The following is a 15,791-nucleotide window of genomic DNA, read 5'->3' as shown; positions in this document are numbered from 1 at the left end:
TATTACCACCTTTAGATTATTGATTTTATAAACAATAAACCTTTTTCCTTTTCCAATTTTTCAAATAAATAAAAGAGATCATCTATTTTATCTTTATCAACTGTGATCCTCATTATAGCTGATGATTCCTTTTCAGGATGTGGCATGATTAAATCGAGATCTTCAACCAATCCAATTTCATTAATTCTATCTATTGTATCTCTTACATCAGTATCTACTACATGCCCTATAACAACAATATCCAGATACACTTTTTTATCCCTACCATCAACTTTTTTTAGTGTAGCTATTTTCTTTAATTCTTCAACAATCTTTTCAACTTTTTCCTCTTCAGCATCAATAACAATCCTTACTGGAACTTTACCCCCTCTCTTTTCTTCTCTTGAGTGAATTATAGAAATTATATTAGCCCCTGCTTTAGCTATTGGTGTTAATATTTTCAACAACTCCCCTGGTCTGTCTTTTAGCTCTAAATCTATTGTTATCATTATTTACCACCAAACATCTTTTATCTTTAACAAATAAGCTATAACATTTCCTAATATATGGATAAATACAGTTAATATTAATATAACTGTAATCTCTTCAAAACTTATTGGTTTTATAATACTTCCAAAAATTATAGCAAAAATAACAAAATCTAACTGATCTAATAAGGGAGCAGGTTTCCCTCTCTCTATATTTATTCTTCTCTTTATAAAACTACCAACAGCATCACCAAATATGGCTCCAAAGGATAATAAAAATGCTAAAATTATATAATCAGTTGTAAAGTTTTTAAAATAAATATAATGGATAATACTTTGAATAATTCCTGTTAAAGTTCCAAAAAGTATTCCAAAAAAACAACCTCTATATGTAACCCCATCACCTAAAATTCTCTTACCATCAAAAAAGTATGCATTGTTATCTAATGGACTACCTCCTCCAAATATACAGGCAGAGGCATTAGCTACATAGGCTGGTAGAATGTACCAAATTGATGATATTATTATATTCTTCAATGTACATCCCCTGCTACTTCATATCCTAATTTAAATGCCAATAAGTTTTTTTCTTCAGTACCTTTAGGAACACTATTTAAAATAGCTTTTTCCATAGCTTCTTTACTAACAATGTTTGTTATTCTAACCAATGAACCAAGCATAACAATGTTTGCTACAATTGGTAGCCCTATTTTTTCAGAAGCTATTCTTGTAAATGGAATTTTATAAATATTAACTTTAACCTTTGGTAGCTCATTTAAAGAAACTAAATCCTCATCTACAATTAGAGTTCCATTCTCTTTAATATCATCTTTATATTTATCATATGCTTGCTGTGACATGCATACAAGGATATCAGGTTTTATAACTTTTGGATAATCTATAGGCTCATCAGATATTACAACCTCAGATTTACTATACCCTCCTCTTGCCTCAGGTCCATAAGATTGTGTTTGCACAGCTTCTTTATTATCATAAAGTGCTGCTGCTTTTCCTAATATTACCCCTGCTAATATAATACCTTGCCCTCCAAATCCAGAAAGTCTAATCTCTCTTCTCATTACTATCACTTTTCACAATTTTTAAATACATTTATTAATAAGATTAATTATATAAAATAATATGTAGGTGATAATATGATTCCATTGGTGCCAACATCTAAGACAGAGATAGATAAATTAGAGCACATATTAATATTAGGTACTCTATTTAGACCTGAGATATTAGAATTAATAAAAGACCCTGTTGAAAAAGTTACATGGGTAGATTCACTTGCTATAGCTGCAGGTGCTTTAGCAAGAGAGAAAGCAGGTTATACAATAAAAGAAATAGCTGATGAGCTTGGTAGAACAGAGCAAACAATAAGAAAACATTTAAAAGGAGAAACAAAAGCAGGAAAATTAATTTTAGAAACTTATGAAATGTTAAAAAGAGGAGAATTAAGTATAGAAGAAGTTGAGAAGTTCTTAGAAGCAGTATCAAGAAGAGAAGAACTCAGTGAAAAATTAGAAATTATTAAGCAGTTAGAAGAAAAATTAGAGAACTTGAAAAATGAAAATGAATCATTAAAAGAGAAAATAGAAAAGGTTAAAGAATTATTAGAAAAAGCTTTAAATGAGCTAAAATAAAATTATTTTTTTAAAGCTAATTTTATATCTTCAACTTTAACAGTCTTTCTTTTTGCATGTTTTGCTAATTCAACAGCTTCTTTAGCTATCTCTAATGCCAGCTCCTCTATAGCTTCAGCTAAATACTCTGCTGCAGCTCTACTTACTCTCTCTGCTCCAGCCTTTTTTAGTATTCTTTCAAATGGTGCAATTGGAAGCTCTCCCATCTTATCACCTCAAAAATCTTTATAAACTATTTTTTAAAATCCTTTATTTAAACTTTTCGGTTTTATTTTGGGATTCTAAGAATTGGTGAGAATAATCATTTAATACTATTATGTAATAAATTTGATCTTATCCCTCAGAGCTCATACGGTTCATCATTACTGTCAGATAAAATTTATCATCATTGGGATAACATGAGAGCATTAATAATTGATGGTTACACTGATGAACCGGCAGGATTGGGAGTTCCACCATATATAGGTATTTATCCAAGATATGCTTATGGAGTTTTAGATAAATTTGGTGTAGAAACAGATTACACCACAATAGATAAGTTTAGAAACATTAGAGGCAAGTTTAATTTAGATAAATATAATATAATTATAGCCATATGTGGATTTCACACTCCAGGAAAATATTTAAGAGCAAATCCTGCAACATTGAAAGAGTTTGTTTCTATATTATATAAATATAATGGAATAAAAATTTTAGCCGGTCCTGCAGCAACAAAATTTGGTTCATCTCAGATTGGAGGGAAAATTGAAGATGAAAAAAAATATAAAGATTTTTTTGACATTGTTATTGAGGGAGATGTAGATGCTGTTATAAAAGATTTTTTAGAATTTGGGTTAGAAAAAGTAGATGAAGAAAGGATGAGAAATTATAGTGAATTAAGGGAATTTGCTATAAGAGGGGCTAAAGTAGTTAAACAGCATCCAGAATATCCATATATAATAGCTGAAATTGAAACCTATAGAGGTTGTCATAGGGCAGTTTGTGGTGGATGTTCTTTCTGTGTAGAACCAAGAAGGTATGGATTGCCTGAATTTAGGGAAGAGAAAGATATTATAGATGAAGTAAAAGCATTAATGAAAGAGGGGGTAAGATATTTTAGAATTGGGAGACAACCATGTATATATTCATATAAAGCCCATGATTTTGATAACCCTAAACCAAATGTTGAAGCTATTGAAAGGTTATTTAGAGGATTAAACTCTCTAAATCCAAAGGTACTACACATTGATAATGCAAACCCATATGTGATAGCTAACTATGAAGAGTCAGTTGAAGTTACAAAGATTTTAGTTAAATACTGCACACCTGGAAATGTTGCTGCTTTTGGAGTGGAGAGTTTTGATGAGAAGGTTATAAAAGCAAACAATTTAAATGCTTATCCTGAAGATGTTATAAAAGCTGTTGAAATATTAAATAAAATTGGGGGCAAAAGAGGAGAGAATGGATTACCTTACTTATTACCTGGGATAAATTTATTATTTGGATTAAAGGGAGAGAGGAAGGAAACATTTAATATTAATTACCAATATTTAAAGGAAATATATGATAGAGGATTAATGTTAAGAAGGATTAATATAAGACAAGTTGTTCCATTTTTTGGAACTGATATAACATTAAAAGACTTAAAAAAAGCTGAAAAAAGAAAGAAATTATTTTTATGGTTTAAAGAGAAAATAAGAAATGACATTGATAACAAAATGTTAAAAAGAATTTTACCAAAAGGTACTGTGTTGAAAGATGTGTTTATAGAAATAAAAAAAGATAATTTATATTATGGAAGACAGTTTGGTAGTTATCCTATATTAGTAGGGATTAAAGATAATGTAAGATTGAGAGAGTTTGTTGATGTTGAAGTTATTGATTATGGAAGGAGATCAATAACTGGTAAGGTGGTTATATGAAGATTATAGAAGACTATTTTGAATTTAAAAAGTATGGGACAAATATAAAAATAGAAATCTTAGCAGGGATAACAACATTTATGACGATGGCATATATAATCTTTGTAAATCCACAAATATTAAGCCAAACAGGGATGGATTTTGGAGCAGTTATGGTAGCAACTTGTATAGCTTCAGCAATAGCAACATTGATCATGGGTTTATATGCAAAATATCCATTTGCTTTGGCTCCAGGGATGGGATTAAATGCTTATTTTACATATGGTGTATGCTTGGGTATGGGCATTGATTGGAGGGTGGCATTAGGGGCTGTTTTTATATCAGGAATACTATTTATTATTTTAACACTTACAAAAGTAAGAACATGGATTTTTAATGTCATCCCTAATGCAATAAAATATGGAACTGCTGTTGGAATTGGACTGTTTATAGCTTTTATTGGTCTAAAAAATGCTGGAATAATTGTAGAAAGTAAAGCAACTTTAGTAACTTTGGGTAATATATTAAATCCTGAACCTTTATTATCTTTATTTGGCATATTTCTAACATCAATCTTAGTTAGTAGAAATGTTATTGGTGGAATACTTATTGGAATTATAATAACCTCTTTAATTGGAATGATTTTTGGAATTTCACAATTTCCTAGTGGGATTGTTTCATTACCCCCCTCAATAGAGCCAACATTTTTAAAACTTGATATATTTGGTGCTTTAAATTTGGGATTATTAACAATTGTGATGTCATTCTTCTTTGTTGATATGTTTGATACTATAGGAACACTGAGTGCTCTCTCATCACAGGCAGGATATTTAGATAAAGATGGAAAGTTGCCAAGAGTAGAAAAAGCTTTAATGTCTGATGCTACAGGAACAGTTTTAGGATCTCTATTAGGGACATCAACAGTAACAACATATATAGAATCTGCTTCTGGAATTGCAATGGGTGGAAAAACAGGATTTGTTTCAGTTGTTGTAGCTTTATTATTTTTATTATCTCTCTTCTTTTACCCCTTGGTTAAAGCTATCCCTACATATGCTACAGCTTCAGCTTTAGTTATTGTTGGAGCTTTAATGATGAAAGCTATAAAAAATATTAATTTTGATGATTATACTGAATCTATTCCAGCTTTTATAACAATATTAACAATTCCTTTGACATTTAGTATAGCTACTGGTTTAGCTTTAGGATTTATAACATATCCAATATTAAAAATCTTCACTGGAAGGGCTAAAGAAGTCCACTGGTTGGTTTATATCTTAGCAGCAATATTTGCTTTGAGATTTGTTTATTTAAGTGGATAGTATATTTAAATTAATCCAGCTTCTTTTAATTTCTCTTTTATTTTTGCTAAAATCTTATATTCTTTTATGATATTTTGAATATATTCTTTTTTTGGAAATTCTATAGCATCCACTGGACATAGGGTTTTACAGGTGGTACATGCTACAACACAGTTGTAAGGTCTTGCCACTATAGGCCTTTTTTTCTCTTCATCCCAATCAAACACTACCCTATTTGCACAAGTTAAGAAACAGAGACCACATCCAATACATTTTTCATAATTAATTTCTGGATACCATTTAATATCTTTCCTATCTATTCCAAACCATGGTTTTACTGACCAATCTCTAATAACTCTTCCTAATTTATCTTTTCCAATTACAGGAATGTCCTCCATTTTTCCACCTACTCTATTATAACATTTTTAATTACTTCACATTTTAAGGAATTAGAGATTAAACACTTATTAGAACCTTTTAATACAAGAGTTTTTAACTCTTCTTTATTTACATCTTTTTTAGGTTTAACATAAATATCCAATTTTATCTTTTCAATACATCCTTTTTCAAAATTTTTTTCTACAGATCCTTTAACATTGATATCAGCTTCAATATTTTTTTCTAATAAAGTATTTCCTACTGCTATAGCTATACACCCACATAAGCCAGATAAAAATGTATCCATTGGAGAAATTTTCTCTTTTATAGCTCCTTTTCCTCCTCTTGAATGTATTTTTAACCCTTTAATATTTAATATTGATTCAAACTCCTTAACAAACTTACTTGAAATCTCTTGATTATCTGTCTTTGAAACAATAATATCTACAATATCCATAATAAGTTTATCTCTCTCCTTTTCAGGAATTTTCATTAAAAAATTCTCTAAAGCTTTTGGTAACATTATTGGCATTATCTTTGGTGCTATTTCTTTACAGATCTCTTCCATTTTTTATCACCATAATTATGTTAGCACATTATATATTTATAATTTTCGATTAATTGATTAATTCTAATATTTTTTAAAAATTTTTAAATATTTTGATGAATATTATTAAAAGTTTCTTATTTTTAAAAATAGATTTAATAAAAAATAAGAAATTTCTATAACCATTTAGCATATTTAAGGATTTAATTTAGTTTATTAATTTTTTTAAAGAGATATTAGAATAAATTTGCTAAATTAAAATTATATTTATAACCTTAAAAATTCTTAAAAGTGATCATCATGAGAATTGAACTAAGTCCAACTACAAGGCATGAAGGACATTCAAAGTTGATATTGGAAGTTGAAGGAGAGATTGTTAAAAGGGCTTATTACATTAATACAACACCTGTTAGAGGATTTGAATCCATGTTAAGGGGAAAACCTATAGAATTTGCTCCTATTGCTGTTATGAGAATATGTGGAATATGTCAAGCTACCCATGGTATTGCTTCATGTGAAGCTATAGAAAATGCATTAAACTGTGAAGTTCCAAAAGATGGGTTACTTTTGAGGGAGCTAATAGGTTTAGGAAATAGGATGCATTCACATCCATTACACCATTTATTAACACTTGATGACTTTATTAAAGAGGGTGAAGAAGAATTAAAAATTGAGTTAATAAAAATCATCCAAAAAATGAGAAAAATTGGACAAATGATAGTTGATATAGTTGGTGGAGAAGGAATACATCCTCCAAATTTAGTTGTTGGAGGGGTTAGAAATAATATTACTGAAAGGGCTAAAGCTAAGATCTATTATGGTTTAAGAGAATATGAAAAGTTGGCATATGAGCTTTATGAAAAGTATGTTCCATTAGTTGAGAGATTTTTGGAAGAGAGTGGTATTCCTAACTTAGGAATGCACAACTGTCCATTTTTAGCAACATCACCAACTTATGGAGATAGGGAGAAAATAGATTGGGATCAATTTATTGAAATCCCTCCACAGAGATATTATGGAAATGAGATTGGCTTAGAAACATCTGTTATGATACCTTTATATAATGGTAGTCCTGTTGAAGTAGGGCCTAGAGCAAGAATGATTACATTTGGAAAATTCAAGCCAAAAAGTGCTTTAGATATTAACATAGCAAGAGCAAAAGAGAATTTTGGAGCAGTTTATAGAGCTTATGAAATATTAGATGAAGTTAATATAAATGGAAAAACAAGGGCAGAGATTGAATACAAAGAAGGATTTGGAATTGGAATACATGAAGCTCCAAGAGGAACAAATGTTCACATGGCTGAAACAACCAAAGATGGAAAAATAAAGAGATATTCAATAACAGCAGCTTCCACTTGGAACTTCCCAGTAGTTGAAAAAGCTATTGAAGGCTATCCTCACCAGTATGCTGAAGTAATTATGAGAGCTTATGACATATGAGCTTCATGTGCAACCCATATAATAGTTAAAGAAGATAACAGAGTTATTGAAAAAAGAATGTTATAAGCCCCAAGGGGAACCCTAAAAAGGGACCCTGGGGTTTTAGAGGGAGAAAATGGATTTAAATCCTTCATATTTACAAAAAGAAATTTTAATTATTGGCTGTGGAAATATTTTATTTGCTGATGATGGTTTTGCCTATCATGTTATTGAAAAGTTAAAAGAGAAAATTAATGATGATAGAATAGCTATATTGGATGCTGGCTGTGCCGCTTCACATGTTCTATCTTTAATAGATGAAGAATCTAAAGTGAAAAAAGTTTTATTAGTGGATGTAATTGACTATGGATTAAAACCTGGGGAGTTGAAGATATTATCCTTAGAAGAGCTCCCAGATGTTAGATATGATAGAATTGATATCCATAATTATCCATTAGCTGAGAAATTAAAAGAGCTGTCTAAAAAAGGTATAGAAGTAAAGGTTATTGGCTGCCAAGCTAAATATATTTCTGAACCAGATGTTCATATTGGGCTTTCTAAGGAGGTAGAGGATGCTATAGATAGAGCTTGTGATCTTGTTATTGAAGAGGTGAAAAAATGGTTAAAATAGCCCATGTACAACTTTGTAGCTGTTGTGGATGTTTAGTTTCATTAACAGATTTGTATGAAAGGTTACTTGAAGTTTTAGATAAGGTTGAATTAGTTTATTCTCAGACATTAATGGATGTTAGAGAAATTCCTGAATGTGATATAGCTATAGTTGAAGGAGCTGTTTGTTTAGATGATCATCACTCATTGGAAGTTGCTAAGGAGGTTAGGGAGAGAGCTAAGATTGTTATAGCCCTTGGATCTTGTGCTGTTACAGGAGGAATAACAAGATTTTGTAAAGGAAACCAAAAGCCAAAACCAGTACATAATGCCTTTACTCCATTATCAGAGGTTATAAATGTGGACCTTTCTATTCCTGGTTGCCCTCCAAGTCCTGATATAATATATAATGTGATTTTAGCCTTATTGAATAATGATGTAGATTACCTTTCCTTATTTGTTGATAAGAAAACAAAAGCATGTGGATGTGATTTGATAACTGAGGTTGTTAATAAAGATCTGTGTATGGGCTGTGGAACATGTGCAGCCTCCTGTCCAACAAGAGCTATAGAGATGATAGATGGCAGGCCTGTAATTAAAGAGACATGTATAAAATGTGGAGTATGTTCTTTCCAATGTCCAAGGATTAGATATCCAAAGTTCTTGGAAAATATAGAGGGGGAATAACATGAGCGAGCTTGGAAAATATATAAAAGTTGTTTCAGCAAGATCTAAATTAAAAGAAGTTTTAAAAAAGTCCCAAGATGGGGGGATTGTTTCAACAGCTTTTATATATGGTTTAGAGAACAATTTATTAGATGGGGTTATAGTTGCAGACAAAAAAGATGGGTTTATGCCTTACCCTAAAGTAGCTACAACTGTTGAAGAAGTTTTAGAAGCAGCAGGGACAAAATATAGTGTTTGCCCTAATATATCTGTTTTGAAATCTGCTGCAAGGGAATATGGATGTGAAAAAATAGGGGTAGTTGGGACACCTTGTCAAGTTAGAGCAGTTAGAAAGCTTATAAAATATCCTTTAGGCTTTAGACATGTAGCTGATAAAATTGCTTTAATTATTGGTATATTCTGTATGGAGAACTTCCCATATGAAGGTTTAAAATTAATTGTTGAGGAGCATTGTAATGTGAAGATGGATGATGTTGTTAAATTAGATATTGGAAAAGGTAAGTTCTGGGTTTATACAAGATGGGGAGAAACAAAAGCTATAAAGTTAAAAGAAACTCATCCATATGAACAAACATCCTGTCATGTCTGTTTAGATTATACAGCTGAGTTAGCAGATATCTCCACAGGATCAGTAGGTAGCCCTGATGGATGGAGTACAGTATTTATTAGAACTAAAAAAGGAGAAGAATTCTTTAATAAAATGGTGGAAGATGGTTACTTAGAAATAAAGCCAATAGAAGAGGTTAAGCCAGGTTTAGATCTTGTTATAAAATTAGCTAAAACTAAAAAAGATAAGAATAGTAAAGAAATAGAGCATAGAAAAGAGCTTAATTTACCAGTTCCACATTAATTCTCTTTTATTAAAACAGCATTAACTGTTCCATCTTGCCCAGGTCTTGAAGTTACTTTTGCTAATCCTAATTCAGTTTCAATAATAGCTCCTTTTGTTATAACATTTCTTCTAACATAGTGTATATTTGCTTGGTTTTCTTTTACTGTTATTATTTTTACTTTTTTAGCTATATTTGTTTCAGGATCAATAACATTTGCATAAGCTGTTCTAACAACTTTTACCTTTCTATTTCCTCCCCTAACTCTAACTATCTTTAACTTCATTCCTTCACTACAAACATGTGTCTCTATAGGCTCTCTTCCCATTTCATATTTTCTCTTTTTTCTAGCTTTTTTATACATTCCTCCAGAAGGTTTTCTTCTACTTCTACCTTGCCAAACACTCATAATGTTTCACCTAATAAAGTTTTATAAATGTAATGGTATGTATTGTTTTCTCATAAAATTTAGGATATTCTATATTTAAACCTTCCGCATATTTAATTAAGGATTCATTTAAAAATAAACTATACCCTTTATTAACTAATTCAATAGCTTTAAATGGATTATTAACTCTTATTCTAACTCTAAAATTTATATTATTACTCTTTAATATATTATATAAAATTCTATGTGGGCTATATCTTATCCCAATAAGGTTTTTATAATTAAACTCTTCTTTATACACCATAACAAAATGGTCTTCATAAGTGTGTATAATATCTATTTTTTTATTCCCTACTTCACTCTTTAAAAATCTATCATCTTCTAACCTATATAGCCAATAGCTATCATCCAAACCAAGAATATCAACAAGATCCATTTTTAATAGTTTTATGGCATTATTAAAGGATGTTATAATAGGATCATCAAATAATTTTTTAGCCAATTCTCCAGAAATATATCCTGAAACTGTAAATCTCTCACTTTCTAATCTACTTTTTTTTATTAAATATTCTTCTAATAAATTTATAGCCTTTTCTGTTAACACAGTACCATTTGGAGAAGAGTAATATAGTTTAAATCCAAGTTTCTTTTCTAACCTCTTTAATTGTATATTAAATGAAGATGGAGAAATATTTAACAATTTTGCAGCAGAATTTTGAGACTTTGTTTTATATAAAGCTAAAAGTAACAAGATTTGATTTGATGTTACAAATTTATCTTTGTCTTTTAGAATAATATCAGCTTTCATATTATTCAACAGGCTTTATATATGCTTGGGTCAGATATTTCTCATCTATTACAACAACATCTTTTATAGCTATTACAGCTTTATATGGAATAAAAACATTTTTTCCATCAGCTATATCTATTGGACTACCCTCTTCTGGCTCTACTTCTAAAGAAACTATCTTTCCTATTTTCTCATCAAAAACTATATCAACTACTCTACCTAAAACACTCCCAAGGTTTCCTACAATATTCTTTCCAAATATTATTTTAGCAGGAAGCTTTTTCATATATATTACCTCTCAAAAAGCTTTTTAGCTAATAATAAATCTTCCTTTGTATTAATGTTAAAGATTAATTTTTTTGTTATATAGATTCCTTCTTTTTGATAGCCTTTTTTAGGAGAAACAATATTTATTCCTGCAGGAACTAAATTCTCATAACATAGATGTGGGTTAGGGTATATATCTTTTGGTATCATAACATTTAGAGCCTCTACATCACTTTTTCTATAATAGTCTATTATATCATTTATGAGCTTAGAATTTAGATTTATTATGTCTGAGCAAACAGTTAAGAATGGTTCTTTAAAATATTTTATACAATAATTTAAATCTTCTATATATCCATTTCCAGGAGTTTCTATTATAAAAATGTTTTTATAATGTTTTTTTAAATATTCTTTAGTTCTCTGTGTATATGGTGAAGTAGCTACATATATATTTTTTATCTTAGATTCATTTAAAGCAGAAATTATATAGTCAATAAGATGTTTCTTATTTATTTTTATTAATGGTTTTTCTAGACCTCCTAATCTCTTTCCTTTACCACCAGCCATTACTAATGCATCCATAATTTTGACCTTAAAAATTTTTTAGAGTTTATCTACATTTAAATATATAAACTATATATAAAGATTTTTAATAACTATATCAATTTTTCTAATTAACTTTTCTTGCCTTTATATATCCTCTTGTTAAAATTTGTATGAGAAAATTAGTGAAAAGTAATAATGATTTTTTCTAATTAAAATTGAGATTTTTTAATTATTTTTGTTATTTATTTTTATTTTTATGGTTTTATGTTTAGTTTGTTTTTATTTTAGTTAGATAAGTTATAATTGTTTATATTTTATGATACAGTTGTGCGTTATATTTATAAATAATTTGCATAATCTTTCTTAACTTTATAAAGGTTTTAATAATTGGGCAGTAAGAAAATTCTAGTTGAAAAAGAAAGGTTTATATAGGAGTTTTGGCGAATATAATTAGTGGTTGCATAGGGTTTGAATCGCTCATCCATTAAAACAAGGATGGAAACTTTCAACAATTTTCAATAATGATCTTTTTATTATATGTTTGAATCGCTCATCCATTAAAACAAGGATGGAAACCATGGTAATAAAACTCATATAAATAATCCATATCCTGTTTGAATCGCTTATCCATTAAAACAAGGATGGAAACATTTTGGATTCTAACTTCTCAGCTGCGTCTTTGCTTGTTTGAATCGCTTATCCATTAAAACAAGGATGGAAACATATTATTTGTTTCTATTGCTATTTTATTCATTCTAGCCACATAATGTTTGAATCGCTTATCCATTAAAACAAGGATGGAAACATCTTTAAGAAGTCTGGATAACTAACTGATATTATCGTTTGAATCGCTTATCCATTAAAACAAGGATGGAAACCTCTATCCCTGTTCATTGTGTCATCTCTAAAACTGTTTGAATCGCTTATCCATTAAAACAAGGATGGAAACTGTACACAAACGGTCAAAATATGGGTAGGACTATGTTTGAATCGCTCATCCATTAAAACAAGGAGAGTTAAAAATAAATATAAAATTTTAAATAATAATAAAAACACATTGAGAATATAGGTGGGTTCATGAAATCTAAAGAGTTATTTGAAGAAGCAAAAAAATACTTAGTTGGTGGAGTTAATAGCCCTGTTAGATATTTTGAACCATATCCTTTTTTTGTTGATAGAGGTGAAGGATGTTATATTTATGATGTTGATGGTAATAAATATATTGATTATTGTTTAGCTTATGGTCCTCTAGTATTAGGTCATTGTAATGAAATAGTTATTAAAGAGGTAATAGAGCAAATAAGAAAAGGTTCTACATTTGGATGCCCTACAGAAAAAGAAATAGAGTTAGCTAAACTTGTAGTTTCTTATGTTCCATCAGCTGAAAAGGTAAGATTTGTTAATTCAGGAACTGAGGCTACAATGTCAGCTATTAGGTTAGCAAGAGGTTACACTGGAAGAAAAAAGATTATAAAATTTGATGGAGCATATCATGGAGCACATGATTATGTTTTAGTAAAAAGTGGTAGTGGAGCTTTAACTCATGGGGCTCCAAATTCTTTAGGAATTCCTGAAGAAACTGTTAAAAACACTATTTTAGTTCCATTCAATGATGAAGATGCAGTGGAAAAGGCTATAAAAGAGAATAAAGATGAAATAGCATGTATTATGGTTGAACCAGTAATGGCTAATGTTGGATGTATTCTACCAAAAAATGGTTTTTTAAAATTTTTAAGAGAAATAACAGAAGAAGAGGGAATATTACTAATATTTGATGAAGTAATAACTGGTTTTAGACTGGCAAGAGGAGGAGCACAAGAATATTTTAATGTAATTCCAGACATAACAACATTAGGAAAAATCTTAGGAGGAGGTTATCCAATAGGGGCTATAGCAGGAAAAGAAGAAATTATGAATAATTTTTCCCCATTAGGAAAAGTGTATCAAGCTGGAACATTTAATGGTAATCCTGTTTCAGTGACTGCAGGAATAGCTACATTGAAGCAGTTAGATGATGAATTTTATAAAAAGACATTCAAATTTGCTGAAACATTAGCTAATACTTTAAGAGATTTAATAGAAAAATATAATATAGAAGCAAGAGTTTATAATATTGGCTCTATGTTTCAAATCTACTTTAATAAGGAAGATGTTATAAATTATGATATTGCTAAAAAGAGTGACATAAAAATGTTTATGAATTATTTCTATGAATTATTAAAGAGGGGAGTTTTTATTCCACCATCTCAGTTTGAATGCTGTTTTACATGTATAAAACATGGTGAAGCTTTAGAAAAAACAATAAATGTGTTAGAAGAGGTATTTAAAAAATTGAAAGAGTGAAATTATGAGAATAGTTTTTGATATTGGGGGTTCTATATTAGCTCCAAACAATATAGATGTTGAAAAGATAAAAGCAATTTCAAATATCTTAAAAAAAATTAAAGATGAAGGTCATGAAGTTGCAGTAGTTGTTGGTGGTGGAAGGACGGCTAGAGAATATATAAAAGCTGCTAAGCAATTTAATGCTGATAATAGCTTCTGTGATGCTATTGGAATAGAAGCTACAAGATTAAATGCTATGCTAATTATTTCAGCTTTAGGAGAGTATGCTATTAAATCTATTCCTAAAAATTTTGAAGAGGCAGAATTAATATTAAAATTAAACAAAATTCCAGTTATGGGTGGAACACATCCAGGCCATACAACTGATGCAGTATCAGCTATGTTGGCAGAATATATAAAAGCAGATTTATTGGTTATAGCCACAAATGTTGATGGAGTTTATGACAAAGATCCTAAAAAATATAAAGATGCTAAAAAATATAATAAGCTCTCATTTAAAGAACTCTTTGAGATAGCTTTAAAAGCTTCATCTGAAGCTGGTAGCTCCAGTGTAGTGGATCCATTAGCTGCAAAGATAATAGAGAGAGCAAGAATAAGGACAATTATTGTTAAAGGAGAGCCAGAAAATTTATTAAATGCTATAATTGGAAAAATTAATGGAACTGTGATAGAATGATTGAACCACATAGACACTGTTTAAATTGTGGAATCTCTATTCCACCAGATAAAGTTTTCTGCTCTGATAAGTGTAGAATTGAATATTTAAAGAAAAGAAAGGCTATGATGAGAACACAATATATGTTTTTGGGAATAGTTGTGTTAATATTATTATATTATATAATTACTATATTTTTAAAATAAGAACAACCCCTCAATGATGAAAGTTACCCCCACTGAATTTTTTAATGATGAAATCGGCACTAACTGAGAGGGACTTTATATAGGGGGAGGGAAAAAATGATATCAAAATATTTAGTAAGAGATGTAATGGTAAAAGGAGTTGTAGAAGTTCCTTTAGAGGCTAAACTTAAAGATATAATAAAAATTATGGCAAAACATAACATTTCTTCTGTTGTGGTTTCAGATGGGCATCAGTATTGGGGAGTTATAACAGATACTGATATTTTAAAGCATTATAAAGACTTAGAAAAAACTGCAGAGGAAATAATGACTACAAAAGTTATAACTGTTAATCCAGAAACTCCTTTAGAAAAAGCAGTAGAAATTATGGCTGAAAATAAAATACACCATCTATATGTGAAATCTTCATGTGAAGAAGTTATAGTTGGTGTTTTATCATCAAAAGATATAATTAAATTATTTTCAGAATTATTAGATTAGATTTCTACAACTTCTACAGGCTCTAATGGAATATCTTTTAAAACTTTTCCTATTGTAGCTTTAGCTATTCTTATAGCATGTTCCTGATTTTCAGCATTAAAAACTTTCATTGATAATAACACTCCCACTAAAGCTGTTCTTGCTACAACTAATACACAATCTATCAATTCCCCACATTTTGGACAAACTGTTAAACCCACATCTATATCAACATAATTCATTCCAGCTTTGTTTAAAGTCTTACCTATCTGTGATATAGCTATATTAATAGCATCCTCTACATCATCAACATTTCTCACTATATATGCAGCTTGTAGTGTCACATGATAATTAGGCATTTACTCTC

At 29.6% G+C, this 15,791-nt stretch carries 22 protein-coding genes and 1 CRISPR repeat array; of the genes, 11 read left to right on the top strand and 11 right to left on the bottom strand.

Annotated elements, in window-relative coordinates:
* Nucleotides 1-11: 11 nt before the first annotated feature.
* Genes METVI_RS0101975 through METVI_RS0101965 form a run of 3 tightly spaced genes read right to left on the bottom strand, consistent with a single transcriptional unit; the run spans nucleotide 12 to nucleotide 1,546 of the window.
* The gene (locus METVI_RS0101975) at nucleotides 12-488 is read right to left on the bottom strand and encodes an ACT domain-containing protein (RefSeq protein WP_004591355.1); all 477 of its coding nucleotides are present in this window, start codon (nucleotides 486-488) and stop codon (nucleotides 12-14) included.
* A 3-nt stretch (nucleotides 489-491) separates the two neighbouring features.
* The gene (locus tag METVI_RS0101970) at nucleotides 492-1,004 is read right to left on the bottom strand and encodes a CDP-2,3-bis-(O-geranylgeranyl)-sn-glycerol synthase (RefSeq protein ID WP_004591353.1); all 513 of its coding nucleotides are present in this window, start codon (nucleotides 1,002-1,004) and stop codon (nucleotides 492-494) included.
* Entirely contained in the window at nucleotides 1,001-1,546 is a 546-nt protein-coding gene (locus tag METVI_RS0101965) for a 2-oxoacid:ferredoxin oxidoreductase subunit gamma (protein WP_004591351.1), read from the bottom strand. The genes METVI_RS0101970 and METVI_RS0101965 overlap by 4 nt, the downstream gene beginning before the upstream one ends.
* A gap of 75 nt (nucleotides 1,547-1,621) precedes the next feature.
* On the opposite strand from METVI_RS0101965, the gene METVI_RS0101960 reads away from it, so the two are divergent.
* Nucleotides 1,622-2,113 (top strand): hypothetical protein, encoded by a 492-nt coding sequence (locus tag METVI_RS0101960; protein ID WP_020486686.1) that lies wholly within the window; start codon nucleotides 1,622-1,624, stop codon nucleotides 2,111-2,113.
* Nucleotides 2,114-2,115: 2 nt separating this feature from the next.
* Here METVI_RS0101960 and METVI_RS0101955 read toward each other — a convergent pair whose 3' ends face one another.
* Nucleotides 2,116-2,319 carry a histone family protein gene (locus METVI_RS0101955; RefSeq protein ID WP_004591349.1) on the bottom strand — a complete coding sequence of 68 codons (204 nt, stop codon included), beginning with the start codon at nucleotides 2,317-2,319 and terminating at the stop codon, nucleotides 2,116-2,118.
* Between the two features lie 192 nt (nucleotides 2,320-2,511).
* Between METVI_RS0101955 and METVI_RS0101950 the strand changes: the two genes are divergently transcribed.
* Nucleotides 2,512-4,014, top strand: coding sequence for a radical SAM protein (locus METVI_RS0101950; protein ID WP_004591347.1), 1,503 nt, complete (start codon nucleotides 2,512-2,514; stop codon nucleotides 4,012-4,014).
* Nucleotides 4,011-5,315 (top strand): NCS2 family permease, encoded by a 1,305-nt coding sequence (locus METVI_RS0101945; RefSeq protein WP_004591345.1) that lies wholly within the window; start codon nucleotides 4,011-4,013, stop codon nucleotides 5,313-5,315. The genes METVI_RS0101950 and METVI_RS0101945 overlap by 4 nt, the downstream gene beginning before the upstream one ends.
* Before the next feature lie 5 nt (nucleotides 5,316-5,320).
* On the opposite strand, the gene METVI_RS0101940 is transcribed toward METVI_RS0101945, so the two are convergent.
* Together METVI_RS0101940 and METVI_RS0101935 are read right to left on the bottom strand one after the other, a co-directional pair.
* Nucleotides 5,321-5,692: a 4Fe-4S dicluster domain-containing protein gene (locus METVI_RS0101940; RefSeq protein WP_017980987.1), complete on the bottom strand. Its 372-nt coding sequence runs from the start codon at nucleotides 5,690-5,692 to the stop codon at nucleotides 5,321-5,323.
* 8 nt (nucleotides 5,693-5,700) lie between these two features.
* On the bottom strand, nucleotides 5,701-6,240 hold the full coding sequence (locus METVI_RS0101935) for an OsmC family protein (RefSeq protein WP_004591342.1): 540 nt from the start codon (nucleotides 6,238-6,240) through the stop codon (nucleotides 5,701-5,703).
* Between the two features lie 279 nt (nucleotides 6,241-6,519).
* Between METVI_RS0101935 and frhA the strand changes: the two genes are divergently transcribed.
* From frhA to frhB, 4 genes are read left to right on the top strand one after another with little or no spacing between them, the layout of a single operon-like run.
* On the top strand, nucleotides 6,520-7,728 hold the full coding sequence (gene frhA / locus METVI_RS0101930; protein ID WP_081604663.1) for a coenzyme F420 hydrogenase subunit alpha: 1,209 nt from the start codon (nucleotides 6,520-6,522) through the stop codon (nucleotides 7,726-7,728).
* A gap of 49 nt (nucleotides 7,729-7,777) precedes the next feature.
* A complete protein-coding gene (gene frhD, locus METVI_RS0101925) occupies nucleotides 7,778-8,272 on the top strand; it encodes a coenzyme F420-reducing hydrogenase, FrhD protein (RefSeq protein ID WP_004591338.1) in 495 nt (164 codons plus the stop codon).
* Nucleotides 8,260-8,937 carry a coenzyme F420 hydrogenase subunit gamma gene (gene frhG / locus METVI_RS0101920; protein WP_004591336.1) on the top strand — a complete coding sequence of 226 codons (678 nt, stop codon included), beginning with the start codon at nucleotides 8,260-8,262 and terminating at the stop codon, nucleotides 8,935-8,937. Before frhD ends, frhG begins: the two co-directional genes overlap by 13 nt.
* A gap of 1 nt (nucleotide 8,938) precedes the next feature.
* The gene (gene frhB / locus METVI_RS0101915; RefSeq protein ID WP_004591334.1) at nucleotides 8,939-9,787 is read left to right on the top strand and encodes a coenzyme F420 hydrogenase subunit beta; all 849 of its coding nucleotides are present in this window, start codon (nucleotides 8,939-8,941) and stop codon (nucleotides 9,785-9,787) included.
* Here frhB and METVI_RS0101910 read toward each other — a convergent pair.
* The 4 genes from METVI_RS0101910 to cobY are packed head-to-tail and all read right to left on the bottom strand — an operon-like array spanning nucleotide 9,784 to nucleotide 11,794.
* On the bottom strand, nucleotides 9,784-10,176 hold the full coding sequence (locus METVI_RS0101910; RefSeq protein WP_004591332.1) for a 30S ribosomal protein S8e: 393 nt from the start codon (nucleotides 10,174-10,176) through the stop codon (nucleotides 9,784-9,786). The two genes, frhB and METVI_RS0101910, sit on opposite strands and share 4 nt — an antisense overlap.
* A 10-nt stretch (nucleotides 10,177-10,186) precedes the next feature.
* On the bottom strand, nucleotides 10,187-10,963 hold the full coding sequence (locus tag METVI_RS0101905; RefSeq protein ID WP_004591329.1) for a helix-turn-helix domain-containing protein: 777 nt from the start codon (nucleotides 10,961-10,963) through the stop codon (nucleotides 10,187-10,189).
* A gap of 1 nt (nucleotide 10,964) precedes the next feature.
* On the bottom strand, nucleotides 10,965-11,231 hold the full coding sequence (locus METVI_RS0101900; protein WP_004591328.1) for a PRC-barrel domain-containing protein: 267 nt from the start codon (nucleotides 11,229-11,231) through the stop codon (nucleotides 10,965-10,967).
* A gap of 5 nt (nucleotides 11,232-11,236) precedes the next feature.
* Nucleotides 11,237-11,794: an adenosylcobinamide-phosphate guanylyltransferase gene (cobY, locus tag METVI_RS0101895; protein ID WP_004591326.1), complete on the bottom strand. Its 558-nt coding sequence runs from the start codon at nucleotides 11,792-11,794 to the stop codon at nucleotides 11,237-11,239.
* A 430-nt stretch (nucleotides 11,795-12,224) separates the two neighbouring features.
* Nucleotides 12,225-12,778: direct repeats of the CRISPR family, unit length 37 nt; unit sequence GTTTGAATCGCTTATCCATTAAAACAAGGATGGAAAC.
* A 57-nt stretch (nucleotides 12,779-12,835) separates the two neighbouring features.
* On the opposite strand from cobY, the gene hemL reads away from it, so the two are divergent.
* The 4 genes from hemL (at nucleotide 12,836) to METVI_RS0101875 (ending at nucleotide 15,445) form a co-directional block, all read left to right on the top strand.
* Entirely contained in the window at nucleotides 12,836-14,101 is a 1,266-nt protein-coding gene (hemL, locus tag METVI_RS0101890) for a glutamate-1-semialdehyde 2,1-aminomutase (protein ID WP_017980986.1), read from the top strand.
* 4 nt (nucleotides 14,102-14,105) lie between these two features.
* On the top strand, nucleotides 14,106-14,780 hold the full coding sequence (gene pyrH / locus METVI_RS0101885; RefSeq protein ID WP_017980985.1) for a UMP kinase: 675 nt from the start codon (nucleotides 14,106-14,108) through the stop codon (nucleotides 14,778-14,780).
* Nucleotides 14,777-14,965, top strand: a complete 189-nt coding sequence (locus tag METVI_RS0101880; RefSeq protein ID WP_017980984.1) for a DUF2116 family Zn-ribbon domain-containing protein — start codon at nucleotides 14,777-14,779, stop codon at nucleotides 14,963-14,965. Before pyrH ends, METVI_RS0101880 begins: the two co-directional genes overlap by 4 nt.
* Before the next feature lie 96 nt (nucleotides 14,966-15,061).
* The gene (locus METVI_RS0101875; protein WP_017980983.1) at nucleotides 15,062-15,445 is read left to right on the top strand and encodes a CBS domain-containing protein; all 384 of its coding nucleotides are present in this window, start codon (nucleotides 15,062-15,064) and stop codon (nucleotides 15,443-15,445) included.
* Here the strand turns inward: METVI_RS0101875 and METVI_RS0101870 are convergent.
* Nucleotides 15,442-15,783 carry a DUF555 domain-containing protein gene (locus METVI_RS0101870; RefSeq protein ID WP_017980982.1) on the bottom strand — a complete coding sequence of 114 codons (342 nt, stop codon included), beginning with the start codon at nucleotides 15,781-15,783 and terminating at the stop codon, nucleotides 15,442-15,444. The genes METVI_RS0101875 and METVI_RS0101870 overlap by 4 nt on opposite strands.
* Between the last annotated feature and the right edge of the window lie 8 nt (nucleotides 15,784-15,791).

Origin of the sequence: Methanocaldococcus villosus KIN24-T80 (assembly GCF_000371805.1) — an archaeon.
Classification (GTDB): domain Archaea; phylum AGJL01; class Methanococci; order Methanococcales; family Methanocaldococcaceae; genus Methanocaldococcus; species Methanocaldococcus villosus.
The sequence above is the reverse complement of the archived record's forward strand: the minus strand, read 5'-3'. Positions and strand labels throughout refer to the sequence as shown.